Here is a 13,800-nt window from a genome sequence, read left to right on the forward strand (position 1 = left end):
ACAACCATTCATTTAATCTAATTTCATACTACAGGTAAAATCGCTAGCCTTTAAAAAGCGATAATCTTCGGCTAACATTAACAACATTCGTAGCAACTTATTTAGGAAAAGATAATGGACTGTTCTTCTCATAATATGTCAGGCCTTTTTGCTCAACTGGGCTTAGAAGATTCTCAAAAGAGCATCGAAAGCTTTATCAGTAAGCATCGAGGAATTCCCCAAGAGACAGCCCTACATCAAGCATCGTTTTGGAGCGATACCCAAGCACAATTTTTAAAAGATGCAATCTCTGAAGATTCTGATTGGGCAGAAATTGTTGACAGCTTAGATGCTCAACTTCGCTAATCAAACGTTTTCAAATCGTCAATCACAATTTAAAAACGTGCATCACGAATAGTTATACCAATTGAATTAAATATTTAATCACTCAGCGAGAATTAAAAGGCTTAGAGGCAAGGCATTGATAGCAGATAATGGTTATTCCATTGTCAAAATCAATAACGCTGCTTCTAAGCCTTTAAAACTCGCCCTTTGGGATCTTGTCAGGAAAGTGAGAGCTTCACAAATTTCTTTGTTGTAGAATGACTACAACGGCATCAATTTGCCTTGTTATAACTTCCCTGACATAGCTCTGAATTGGTTGAATATTTATTTCGATTGGTATTACTGACCATCCCAGTGCGCATGATCCAAGCTCTCCTCTCTTTCAGGTAAGCCTTTAGACATCCTTGGGGCATGTTGCACTAGCATTTCATAGCAAACTCGGTTGGCATATTTACTGATTTGAGAAAGTGAAGAGTATGTTAACGCCGGCTGTATATGTTTGCTTGAATGCTTAACATTCATTTTATGATAAACATTGGCGCTCATATCATGCAATAAAGCCGCTAAAGCACCATCTCCAGCACCATTAGTATTCTTAATGTGATCAGGGCCGCCCTGATAAGGCGCTATATGGGTATATATTTTTAGCGGTTTGTTGCAATCTTTTTTAAGCATTGGTCGAGAGTACTCAAACTGATTAAAGGAGTTAATACAACCGTGCTTTAATTCGTACTGAGTTTCTCTTTTAAAATCAATATCAACAAAGCCAGCCATATAAAGGCCTTCAGCACCTGCCGTACAAATTACCAAATCAGTCCAATCCAATGCAATATTTGCTGCGCCTAACGGGTCACTACTGCCGGTTAACGCTTGCGCCTCTTCTTCATTCATCGCGAGAACATTAACATGTTGTGCTATAAATTTTTGCCAAAACTCAGGCTCTTTTTCAATCAGATGCTTAGTACCCAAAGTCAACACAACGGGCACCCCTGCACTATTCGCTATTTCTACTGCTCGAATCGTCGCCTGCGTCATGGTATCTCCAGGCTTTGTCCTCATTAAATATGCGCTAATCACTAACGCTGAGGCCTGGGTAATGAGTTCCTCGTCGATGGATTCCGGTTTGAGCTGGTTAATTAAACCAGCACTAATCGCAAAGGTTCTCTCGCCGCTATCATCAATCAAGGTAAAACAGCGCCCTATTGGCCCATCAACCGCTTGTAAATGATTTAAATCAACTCTTGAAGATGTGTTACTGATATAACGATAGGCATAATCGCCGATTTTTATATTTTCAGACATTACGCCAAGTAAAACCGATCTATCATCAGCCAGAACCGAGTAATTATGTAATGTATTACCTATAGTACCGCCAGCAAATTCATAACTGACGAGATTTTCTGATTTGAGACGGCTATACAATGCTTCTGTCACTTGATCATCGATAACCTGTGACATCGCTCGCTCTAAGCCAAATTCATTTAAAAAGGAGCGTCCTACTCTAGCTTCAATATCGACTAAAACCTGATCAATACCGACGATATAATTATGTTTCAAAGGAGGTGGGGTTACGGAATGCCCTTCTAAGCGAACCTTGTTTGTAACCGGGAAATAATGTTTGTGCTGACGACGACCAGGAAACTTCATGTTAGGAGATTAAAAAATTATAAACAGCGGAGAATTATACCCTATAGCGATCATTATTGCCTAGGGTCTGTTGACCTTAGTTTAAACTTTATGCTGAGTGATAAAGTGACGTTAGTCAAAAAAATCACCTACGAATTAAGATAACTGACCGATCGCTTGCATTATCCATTGCTTTAGTTGTGGAGCATTAAGCGCGCCTGATACTCGAGCGACTTCCTTTCCTTGATGGAAAAAAACTAACGTTGGTAGACTGCGAATATTGGCTTGTTGAGCAATATCTTGAACTTGCTCGGTATCAACCTTCGCAAAAAGTATCGACGGGCTGCTAAGGGCTACCTCAGCAAACGTTGGTGCCATTGTGCGGCAAGGACCACACCAACTAGCCCAAAAATCGACGATTATAGGTAAATCATTCTTTTCAATGTACGAATAGAACGTTTGACTGGTTAAAGCCACTGCCGTTAACTGATAAACAGGTTGTTTGCAATGACCACAATTTGCTTTTAGGTGATCACGCTCGTTAGGTATTCTATTAGTTGCAAAGCAATGCTGACAAACAATATGCATAGTAATTGTTAATTCCAGTTAAACACTCATATCGATTATTTTAACGCGCAAATTATAAAGACAGCAACCGACCTTAAGGTTAATTTAGCTCCTAAGAGAGTGCATCAGCTAATGCGGTTAAGCATAATGCAACATTTTCATTCTTTGCACTATATCCCATTAATCCTATGCGCCATGCCTTACCAGCAAACTGCCCTAGTCCAGCGCCAATTTCAAGATTGTAATGCTCAAGCAAATACTGCCTGACCTTTACATCATCGATCCCTGTGGGAATTTTAACGGTGTTCAATTGCGGTAGTCTTTCTTGCTCAGGAACAATAAACTCGAGCCCTAAAGCTTTAATACCATTGGCGAGCTTGTGATGCATATTGATATGACGCTGCCAGCTATTCTCTAGGCCTTCAGCCTTTAACATCATTAAAGCTTCATGCAGTGCATAGAGCGAGTTTACCGGTGCAGTATGATGATAGGCTCGCTTACCATTACCCGACCAATAGTTCATAACCAATGACTGATCTAAAAACCAACTAGTAACAGGGGTTTGTCTTTTCTTGATGATTGAAATGGCTTCATCACTAAAGCTCAAAGGTGACAGACCTGGTACACATGATAAGCATTTTTGGCTACCCGAATAAATCGCATCAATCTGCCACTTATCTACTGCCAACTCAACACCGGCAAGAGAGGTTACCGCATCGACTATCGTTAAGCATCCAAACCTTTTAGCTATTTCACATAGTAGTTTTGCATCAGATAATGCACCTGTAGATGTTTCAGCATGAACAAATGCTACCGCTTTGGCGTCTTGATGTTGCTTTAACGTATCTTCAAGTTGCTGAAGATCAACCGCTCTGCCCCACTCGCCATCAACAACAATAACCTCCGCCCCTATACGACTGGCATTTTCTATCATCCGCTGACCAAAAACGCCATTACGACAAATAATAACTTTGTCATCTGGTTCAATTAAATTAACAAAGCAAGCTTCCATACCAGCACTTCCTGGAGCAGAAAGCGCAATGGTAAACTCATTTGTTGTTTGAAATGCGTATTGCAGTAGTGCTTTAACTTCATCCATCATGTCAATAAAATATGGATCAAGATGACCAACTGTAGGCCGTGCAAGTGAAGAAAGTACTTGTGCACTGACATCGGATGGGCCAGGTCCCATTAAAATTCTTTGAGGTGGAAAGCGAGAAAGCATAGTGTTACCAACGATTAAAGTTAAATTCTACTGAAAGCTATAGTACGCGCCATATAACCTTATGGGTTAACGGCCAACGACAGTAAACGCATGAATCAGATTAAACTAAACAGCTTATCACCGATATACATGGTTACTGGCTTGCAACATATCACCGACGTTTCAATAAATAAAATTAATCATTCTTATCTTAACTATTCAGCGAGTTTATTTTAAAAGGCAGTTATTTACGTTTTATCACATTTAAGCCCTTGCCAAACGCTTAAATATTTTCAATAGTAGGTATACCTTAACTAACCGTGAATACTTTATGATATTACGTCGTCTTTCAGCTGCCATCACATTTGCAGTAACCATTCCTTTCTCTCAATATGCATTGGGTAATAATATTTCTTTTGACCAGATGTCTAATGATATTAGTTATTTAGCAAGTGATGAACTCAATGGCAGAGGAAATTTCACTAAAGATATTGATAAAGCAGCGCAGTATATTAGCAGTCGCTTTGATGACATTGGCTTAAAGCCGCTTAACGGCCAAGAGAGTTTTCTGCAAAGTTTTACCATAACGTCAATAGTGCCTGAAACGATAACCGTAACTATCAACGGCGCGTCCTACGGTGAAGATCAACTTACCTTTGCTAGTACTGATACTAATGTTTCATGGCAAAGTATTGAGAATATAAGTACCCACTTTGTTAGTGAAGATGGAGACCTTAGAGCAACATTATCTAAGATAAATCAATTAGGGGGGCAACACTTAGTCATCGTCAACCCTGCTCATCAGCAATGGTTTAATCGCTATAAAGCCTATTTTTCCCGAGGTTTAAATAAACTAAATGAAAAAGAGCAAGGCAGTATCGTTGTCGTGTTAAGTAACGAAACCAAAATCGACAACCTTAATATTCAAGCCACTAACAGCATTACCAAACAAACACTAACCAATGTAGTCGGTGTACTTCCAGGTAAGAAGGCTTCGCAAGAAAACGTGTTATTCTCCTCACATTACGACCATTTAGGGCGCAAGCCTGATCAAGAAGGTGATGCGATCTATAACGGCGCTGATGATAATGCTTCTGGTACAACTGCTGTTATCAATCTAGCACAATATTATGCCAAGCGAGCGGACAATCAACGAAACTTGATTTTTGCCGCCTTTACCGCTGAAGAAATAGGTGGATTCGGCTCTCGATATTTTTCAGAGCAGCTTAACCCGGATGATATTGTTGCGATGATTAATATTGAAATGATCGGCAAACCATCGAAGTTTGGCCCAGGGCAAGTGTGGATGACAGGTATGGAACGCTCAAATTTAGGTGAAATCCTAAACCAATACCTAAAAGATAGCTCTGCCAAAATATATCAGGACCCATACCCAGAGCAGAATTTATTTTATCGTTCAGATAATGCAACACTTGCTCGTTTAGGTGTGCCGGCACATAGCTTTAGCAGCACTCAACTTGATAAAGATGAGCATTATCATCAAAGTAGTGATGACCTAGCCAGTTTAGACTTAAATTCAATGCATCAAGTTATTGAAAATTTAGCCATAGCTACTCAAGGCATCGTTGATGGTTCAATAACTCCAACACGTGTAGATAAGTCTGCTGTGACGGGCCATGGGAAAATTTATTAATTATATGCTTGTTAGTTATTAAAAATAGCGGCTATAACCGCTATTTTTTTGTTTATGGGTGTGTAAAAAGCAATGCGATGGTCAACACAGGTACTGGATAACAAGAAGGCTTGCTCAAAAAAAAAATTTAACCACCAAAGCTCAATAAGTCTTAACCACCTTCATCCCAACGCATTTGGTATTCAATGTCATTTTGCCCTTCGATAACAAATCCTTCTCGTTCATACAGCCTTTTGGCTGGATTTTCCAACAAAACATTTAGCGTAATAGGCAATGAACGTTGCTTCGCCTTTTCCTTTATCAAACTTAACACCTTCGAACCAATGCCGATGTTACAAAATTCATTTAAAATCTGTAACTGTCTTATATGAAATCTATCCGTCAATAGACCTAGTTTAACTAAACCTATCGGTTCTCCATTAAATAAGATAAGAAACGAGTCTTCAAAATGCTCATCTATACGCATCATGTGTTGTTCATCGGTTAAGTTAATATTGGCGCGTAGTAAGTGTTCATTCATAGTTGACTTCCTCAATGCCAACAAAAACTCTCGATCACTTGCTAGAGCCTTTTTAAATCCGATTTCCGCTTTCACTACTATCCTCTTTCGCTAATATGATTCCTGTTCGACATACTCTTATTACATCATAACGGTTCTATAGAGTTTTTATTGGCAACAAATCGGAGTTTTAGCTTTTCACCCCACTGATAAATTCCCAAACCACTGACGATAAATATTGCTCCAATGAAAATATTAGTACTAATCGTTTCATTATTTAACACGGCTCCCAGCGTCATAGCAAGTACGGGTGTCATCATGGTAATTAGCGCAACAGTGCTTGCTGTCAATCGCTGTAAAACATAAAAATACGCGATAAAACCAATCAATGAACCGATAACACCTAAATACAAAATACTCCATAAGGATTTTGCCTGCCATTGCTGATAAGGGAGAGTGCCATCTACAGTTAACCAAGTGATAAAAAACAATGGGATTGTGATACATAACGCCCCTACAGTCGTTGCCATCGGGTTGACTTTAATCGTCACGCTCTTGACCAGCACACCACTTAAACTAAAGAAAACCACTGCCAACAGTACTAAAACAAGACCTATATAGGCATCACTAGACAATGATATCTTATCGTAGCAAACACATGCTAATCCAGATAGCGCAACCACCAAAGACAGCTTTCTAGCGCCAGATAAAGCAGGTTCTTTAAGAATGTACTTAGAGAGTATTCCTGATAATAATGGCGATATGCCAAAAATAAGCGACATTAATCCGGAAGATATATAGCGAGCCGCAAAATAAGAAAGCAGCATTCCACCAAAAATACCGAGGCCTGAAAAGCAATAAAGCTTCATCGCTTCTCTATGCCAAGGAAACTCGATTCGATAACTTTTTAAAATTAACCAGCCGGGTATTAACGCAATGACCATGCGAGCAAGTACCGCCAATGTCGGGCTTACGGTTTCACTACTCCAAACAATACCTAAGGGGGTTGTTGACCAAATAAGTACAACAGCTAAGTAGGCGATTGGCACCGACATAATAGTTCTCCTTTACATGCCATAAATGACCCAAGCTTAAAGTTAAACTTCACCCTGAAACACTAATAAATGAAGTGGCACTTACGAACAGTAAATGACGGCGTTAAAAACGAAAAAACCGCAGTCATCACTGCGGTTTATAAGCCTGAAAACTTGACGTTTAACTTTTCCGCAGCAACATATCCCCTAACCAGGTAACCATTTTAAGGGTCACTTGGTGCATGGTAGATTGTTGATAAAAAGTATTAAACATCATTTTTTTTCAATTATTCTATTGTAAAATTCTTAGTTTCAGTTTCTAACAGACTAAAACATTAGTCAACTAGTAAGTTGCCTTAAAACCACTTATTTAAGACATTTATACAAAAACTTTTGATTCCTGCTATGTTAGGAAGATAGCCTTAATTTGTTTTAAAGTGCTGCAAACTTGCAAGCAAGGTATCACTTTCATTTTTTAACTCACCTCCGGCGGTATTAGCTTCATTCATGAGTTCAGAAGTGTTATATGACAAGTCTCTTGTTGTAACGATATTTCTCGACACATCTTCTAACACAGTTGATTGTTGCAAAGTAGCTGTCGCTATTTCTTCTGACTGCAACTGAATATGCTCTACTTGTGCTGTAAGCTCTGATAGTTTTTGCTGAATAGTTTGGGCATGCTGAACACTTTCTTCGGCATGACTTCGATTGTCAACCATCACCTCTAATACCTTCTTGGTATTGCTTCTTAACGCTTCAATAATCGTTTGGATATTGTGGGTCGAATCTTGTGTTTGACTGGCCAGTGTTCTTACTTCATCAGCAACAACCGCAAAACCACGACCATGCTCACCAGCTCTGGCAGCTTCGATTGCAGCATTTAAGGCAAGCAAGTTTGTTTGATCTGCTATTTTGCCGATAACATCCAAAACTTCACCAATACGGTCACTACTAATATTCAATTCATTAACCAAGTCTTCCGTTTGTTTGAAGCTTGTTGCCAACTCATTGATTTGCTTATCCGCTTGAGTCGCAAGCGACATGCCATGTTCAGCTTGTTGCTTAACTTCTATGGTGGCATCACTCGAGTTTTGAGCGCTTCGACTAATTTCACTCACCGCTTGGGTTAACTCTGTTGTTGCTGTGGCAATCATATCTAGTTGAGAATCTTGATTTCGAACCGCTTCATCTGCATGCACCATCATTTGCTGCATGTTCGCACTTGCCTCTGAAACAGAAACAGACACTTGCAAACTGTTTTTAACGATTGAATTAATATTGTCAACAAAGCCGTTAAATAAATCTGATAATCGACCGATTTCATCATTATTTTTAACCTCTAAACGTTGAGTTAAATCACCGTCACCATTAACGATTCGCGCCATTGCATCCCCAACTTCATTCAAAGGGCGAAGGCCGCGCTTAATCAACGTACTTAAAATAAAGCCTATAACCAGAATTAAACCAATAGTCATAAAGACTAGTTGCCAAATGGCTTTTGCTATAGGCGCATCAATTTCAGATTGTGGGTACAACAATACTAATCGCCAATTCATTAATGGCTCTTGCATATCAACCTTAACGACCGCAGCAAGGAATTCTTGCTCTTGCCAGGTGACCGGATAAAAAGCTAAAGAATCACTCAATTGACTTAATTGAACAAAGCCTTCATTGCCAGGTAAGGTATCGAGTGTATCTAAAGTACGATCAACGGGTGCAATCTCAGTGTTAGGTAGCATGGTAATTAGCCGTTTATCATCTTGAAATAAAAACGCGTTGCCTTTACCTAAATATTGCGTATTGTTGGCAATTTGATCTTGAATAGCTTCAAGTTTTAGATCAATACCAACAATAGCAATCTGTTGACCTGCTTCATCATAGACAGGTTTGGTTATTGCCGCTGAAACGATCTTAGTGCGAGTATCTTCAAAGGGTTCGTTTACTACCGCTTTACCGACTCTCGAAGTGAGTTTCCACCAAGGTATATCCGTGATTGGACGTGTCATTACTTCTTGAGGAATTCTTCCGCTTTCATCCCAATATTCACGACTACCTTCAGGGCTATAAAATAAACTGGTAATTTCTGGCTCAGAAGCAACCATTCTTTTTAAAAATTGGTTAACAATCGGGTAAAGAGGTTCGTCATCCAACGGGCTCCACATTTCAGTTCGGCTTTTTAGCCATTGCTGCATCGTTATCGAATCAAACGCTGTTTGCAATACTTTTTGACGACTAGCAAAAAGCTCTTTAACATTACTCGCTTCTGTTTCGATTGTACGAGCTAACCCTGATTTTATTCGCTCTGTACTCTCTGACGTGATCCGATCAATGGCAATTATCGATAAGCCGATAAAAATCAATGAAACGATTGAACAAACACTTACGACTAGCCGCCATTTTAATGAGCGATTCTTCAATTGATTTAACTGAAACATTTTCATTAATACTACCTAAGTTGGAATACTTTATTAAGTGATGACATTGTAATTTATTCCACAGTTAATGTATCAACAAGAAACAAAGTTGAAACAAATACTTTAAAGATAATACGTACTTTGCCGTTAAATTGTAAACAAAAAAAATGCCACTAATTAGTGGCATTTCATATAGTTAGAACAAATGTCTTATTTCTTCTTTACGGTTTTTTTCTTAGCTGGCTTCTTAGCAGGTAATTGCTCAACCCAACGACCATCTTGATATAATGCTGTCCAGCCCGTCGCTTTTCCATCAACTTCAGTCATCACATATTGTTCTTTATTTTTACGACTGTAACGAACAATCGACAAATTGCCATCAGGATCTTTTTCTGGCGCATCCGCTAAATAATAGAACTTAGGTGATATACGATCTCTAAATTGTTTTAACTCTGCAACTTTAGGTGCTCTGGTTTCACGTGAGCGTGGAAAGGTACTAGCTGCTAGGAATATACCCGAAGCACCATCCCTTAAAACAAAATAAGCATCTGATTTTTCGCAAGTTAGTTCAGGTAAATGAACCGGATCTTCTTTCGGTGGCGCAGGCTCACCATTGGCCAACAGTTTACGAGTATTCTTACATTCACTATTGGTACAATCAAAGTACTTACCAAAGCGTCCATTTTTTAATTCCATATCTGCATGACAACGATCACACTCGAGCACAGGGCCATCATAGCCTTTAATTTTAAAGGTACCTGTTTCAAGCTCTACGCCATCACACACAGGATTATTACCACAAACATGGAGTTTACGCGTTTCATCTATCAGGTAGCTGTCCATGGCAGTACCGCACTTCTGACAACGGTGCATCGCTCTTAATGCTTCGGTTTCTTGATCTTCAGACAGGACACTTACGGCTTCTTCACCTGGAGTAAGGTTCATCGTTGTTGTACAACGCTCTTTAGGTGGCAATGCGTAACCCGAACAGCCTAAAAACACCCCCGTCGATGCTGTTCTAATACCCATTTTACGACCACATGTCGGACAATCGATATCCGTCAACACTGGAGAGTTTGCCGGCATTCCACCTTCTTCAGTCGGTTTGTCTGCTTGTTCAAGTTGTGAAATAAAGCTTTTATAAAACTGGTTTAGAACATCTTTCCAGTTAATCTTACCTTCGGCAATTTCATCCAACTCTTGCTCCATTTCAGCTGTAAAATTGTAACTCATCAATTTAACGAAGCTAGCAGACAGGCTGTCTGTTACAATTTCACCCATTTTTTCGGCATAAAAGCGTTTCTTCTCAAGTCTTACATAGCCGCGCTCTTGAATGGTAGAAATAATTGAAGCATATGTTGACGGACGACCTATCATACGCTTTTCGAGTTCTTTAACTAAAGACGCTTCACCAAAACGAGCGGGAGGCTTAGTAAAATGTTGTGATGGATTGAGTTTTTCTAACGTTAACACTTCGCCTAACGCTAAATCAGGTAAGTGTTTATCGTTTTCATTTTTAGACAACTGAGGATGAACTTTTGTCCAACCGTCAAACTGCATTACGCGCCCTTTTGCTTTTAAATCAAAGCCATTTGCTTGAACGGTAATCGTCGAAACGGTATAGCGCGCCGCGGTCATTTGACAAGCGACAAACTGGCGCCAGATAAGCTCGTAAAGCTTTTTACAATCGGCGTCCATATCAGTCAGCAGCGCAGCTTCGAGTTTGACATTAGATGGTCTTATCGCTTCATGAGCCTCTTGTGCATTGGCTTTACTACCATAAACTTTGGCATTTTCTGGTAAGTAGTTATCACCGTAATTGGTTTTAATAAACTCTCGACAGCTCTCAACAGCATCTTTACTTAGATTGGTCGAATCCGTACGCATGTAGGTAATATGACCAGCTTCGTAAAGGCGTTGAGCTAAGCTCATGGTACGCTTTACACCAAAGCCTAATCGAGTACTCGCTGCTTGCTGTAAAGTGGAAGTTATAAAAGGAGCAGATGGCGAGCTTTTTGACGGCTTATCTTCTCGATTACTAACCGTATACTGCGCACCATTTAACTTTTCAAGCGCTAGATTTGTCTCTTGTTCGTTTCGAGGTTTAAATGCCTTACCGTCTTGATGAGTAACATCTAAACTAAACGCTTGTTGATCTTGAGTTAAGGTATCAGCGCTGATCTCCCAGAATTCTTGGGGATCAAAAGCTTTTATTTCGCGCTCACGCTCAACAACCAGTTTTACCGCAACGGATTGAACACGGCCAGCTGACAATCCTCTGGCCACTTTTTTCCAAAGCAGAGGACTGACCATAAAGCCAACAATACGGTCTAAAAAGCGTCTTGCTTGTTGAGCGTTGACGCCAGGCATACTAAGTTGTCCAGGCGTAGAAAACGCTTGTTGTATGGCGTTTTTAGTGATTTCATTAAAGACCACACGCTTAAATTTGCTGTCATCACCACCAATGATTTCTTTCAAATGCCAAGCTATCGCCTCTCCTTCGCGATCCAAATCGGTTGCGAGATAGACAGTTTCAGCATTTTCCGCTAATTTTTTAAGTTCGGTGACAACTTTTTCTTTACCTGGTAATACTTGATAGTTTGCTTGCCAATCTTTATCTGGATTAATTCCCATTCGGTTGATAAGTGCTTCTTTATCACGCTTAGCTTTATATTTCGCTTTAGCTTCAGGAGACATTTTACGCACTTCTGCAGGTGATTTTGCCGCTACTTTCTTGCCAGTACTGGCGGTGGGAAGATCGCGAATATGTCCGACACTTGATTTTACAATAAAATCTTTACCCAGATATTTGTTGATTGTCTTTGCTTTCGCTGGTGATTCGACTATAACCAGTGATTTTGCCATAAACTATTTAAATTCCTATTTCCTGATTCTGCGGATCAGTATTCATATTGTTTAAAGTCACCCTCTGTTTACATGCGAGCATTTAGTAACCAGTCCGGCTAAAACTTATTCGATTAAACACGAAAATCTTAATTACTATTAGATATATCTGTAATTATGCAAGCTTACAAGAAAATAATTCTTTATATCCTAGCCTATTTATACACAAATGTTCTGATTTCGTTATAATGATGCCGTTTTCGGCGCCATGATAATAAAGTTTTACCATAAACTTAAGGGGCTATACGTAAAAAAATAATACAAAGCCTAATAATCGAGATTAATTCAGTGACGTTTGGGCATGCGAAAACCAATATTCAATAAATAACACATACGATAAAACATTGACTAAATTAACAATGTTGACTTTTACTTACCTCATTAGCAGTTAATAAACAAAGAGACAATATTATGACAAGCTCAACAGTAGACTTTTTGCAAAAGGCAAGCCAATGCTTATGTCCTCCTGGAAACGGTGTCTTTACCGTAAACACCGCGAAAGAACGCAAGGAGGCTCTCCATCAAGCGCTCTACGGGCAAACAGATAATATCGAAAGACTTTGGCTTGACTCGCTAAAGGAACTGCCACAATCAAGTTTTGGGGTAGTATTAGGCATTGCTTCTGACTGCGGTGGCGGTATCTTACGTGGAGCTAACTGGGGACCGTTATTCGTTCGCTCTGCACTAAAAGAATATTACCCTCAGCTTAATGTATTTGACCTTGGTGATGTTAGAGTTATTCCTCACCTGTTAGCCGATAAGTATCTTAATGAACCGACCATTAGCAATTGTCGAAAAGCGCTTTATCAGGATGAAAACAGTGAACTTGCTGTTAGCCCATTAACGATCACCGAAAATATCTTGCATGATTTCTACGCGACATTTCCAAGTAAGGGAATTTTTGGCATTGGTGGCGATCACTCGATTAGTTACCCATTAACCAAGGCTTACCTGCAAGCAAAGAAAAAACAAGGTAAACGCGCCGCTATCATACATTTTGACGCACATACCGATTTATTAGTTGAGCGCTTAGGCATCGATTTATGCTTTGGCTCTTGGTGCACCCATATTCTTGATGACTTACATGAACATCACCATTTAATACAGATCGGTATTCGTTCCAGTGGCAAACCAAAAGAACATTGGGAATCAACTTTTGGTGTTAAACAACATTGGGCGCACGAAGTTAAAGAACAAGGTGTCGATGCCATCATTAGCCGTATCCATGAGCAGCTTGCTGATGAAAATATTGATGAACTGTATGTTAGTTTTGATATTGACGCCATTGATGATAGTTTTGCCGCTGCAACAGGCACACCAGAGCCTGATGGTCTTATGCCAGAAGAGGCGATGAAGATACTCACTTCTCTGGCGGCGAAATACCCAATTACTGGCGCTGATATGATGGAAATAGCCCCTTTTACCGACAGTACTGGCCAAGGCGCTGCAGCATCACAAAAAACCTTGAAAGTAGGCGCGGAAATCTCAGCATTTTTAATTGAGCAAATGAACTTTAATTAAAACCAATGCGTAATAGTCAAGCATACAAAAGCTGATGCGGAAGTTTTGACAAC

10 protein-coding genes are annotated in these 13,800 nt (G+C 39.7%); 3 read left to right on the plus strand and 7 right to left on the minus strand.

Features of this window, described 5'->3' with window-relative positions:
• The first annotated feature begins 114 nt into the window (after positions 1–114).
• Positions 115–345, plus strand: coding sequence for a DUF2789 domain-containing protein (locus ACSLUH_RS09060; protein WP_448566164.1), 231 nt, complete (start codon positions 115–117; stop codon positions 343–345).
• Between the two features lie 318 nt (positions 346–663).
• Here ACSLUH_RS09060 and ACSLUH_RS09065 read toward each other — a convergent pair whose 3' ends face one another.
• From ACSLUH_RS09065 to ACSLUH_RS09075, 3 genes are all read right to left on the minus strand, one after another.
• Entirely contained in the window at positions 664–1,971 is a 1,308-nt protein-coding gene (locus ACSLUH_RS09065; RefSeq protein WP_448566166.1) for an inosine/guanosine kinase, read from the minus strand.
• A gap of 135 nt (positions 1,972–2,106) precedes the next feature.
• Positions 2,107–2,538 (minus strand): thioredoxin TrxC, encoded by a 432-nt coding sequence (trxC, locus tag ACSLUH_RS09070; RefSeq protein WP_448566168.1) that lies wholly within the window; start codon positions 2,536–2,538, stop codon positions 2,107–2,109.
• A gap of 91 nt (positions 2,539–2,629) precedes the next feature.
• On the minus strand, positions 2,630–3,742 hold the full coding sequence (locus tag ACSLUH_RS09075; protein WP_448566170.1) for a pyridoxal-phosphate-dependent aminotransferase family protein: 1,113 nt from the start codon (positions 3,740–3,742) through the stop codon (positions 2,630–2,632).
• 310 nt (positions 3,743–4,052) lie between these two features.
• On the opposite strand from ACSLUH_RS09075, the gene ACSLUH_RS09080 reads away from it, so the two are divergent.
• Complete coding sequence (locus ACSLUH_RS09080) at positions 4,053–5,375, plus strand: M20/M25/M40 family metallo-hydrolase (protein WP_448566172.1); 1,323 nt, start codon at positions 4,053–4,055, stop codon at positions 5,373–5,375.
• A 151-nt stretch (positions 5,376–5,526) separates the two neighbouring features.
• Here ACSLUH_RS09080 and ACSLUH_RS09085 read toward each other — a convergent pair whose 3' ends face one another.
• The 4 genes from ACSLUH_RS09085 to topA form a co-directional block, all read right to left on the minus strand.
• Positions 5,527–5,895, minus strand: a complete 369-nt coding sequence (locus ACSLUH_RS09085) for a GNAT family N-acetyltransferase (RefSeq protein WP_448566174.1) — start codon at positions 5,893–5,895, stop codon at positions 5,527–5,529.
• Positions 5,896–6,020: 125 nt separating this feature from the next.
• Positions 6,021–6,929, minus strand: coding sequence for a DMT family transporter (locus ACSLUH_RS09090; protein WP_448566176.1), 909 nt, complete (start codon positions 6,927–6,929; stop codon positions 6,021–6,023).
• Between the two features lie 401 nt (positions 6,930–7,330).
• Positions 7,331–9,349 carry a methyl-accepting chemotaxis protein gene (locus ACSLUH_RS09095; protein ID WP_448566178.1) on the minus strand — a complete coding sequence of 673 codons (2,019 nt, stop codon included), beginning with the start codon at positions 9,347–9,349 and terminating at the stop codon, positions 7,331–7,333.
• A 183-nt stretch (positions 9,350–9,532) separates the two neighbouring features.
• Positions 9,533–12,187 (minus strand): type I DNA topoisomerase, encoded by a 2,655-nt coding sequence (gene topA / locus ACSLUH_RS09100; RefSeq protein WP_448566180.1) that lies wholly within the window; start codon positions 12,185–12,187, stop codon positions 9,533–9,535.
• A 450-nt stretch (positions 12,188–12,637) separates the two neighbouring features.
• Between topA and ACSLUH_RS09105 the strand changes: the two genes are divergently transcribed.
• Positions 12,638–13,747: an arginase family protein gene (locus ACSLUH_RS09105; protein ID WP_448566182.1), complete on the plus strand. Its 1,110-nt coding sequence runs from the start codon at positions 12,638–12,640 to the stop codon at positions 13,745–13,747.
• Positions 13,748–13,800: the final 53 nt, after the last annotated feature.

The sequence above is a fragment of the Thalassotalea ganghwensis genome (assembly GCF_053485795.1).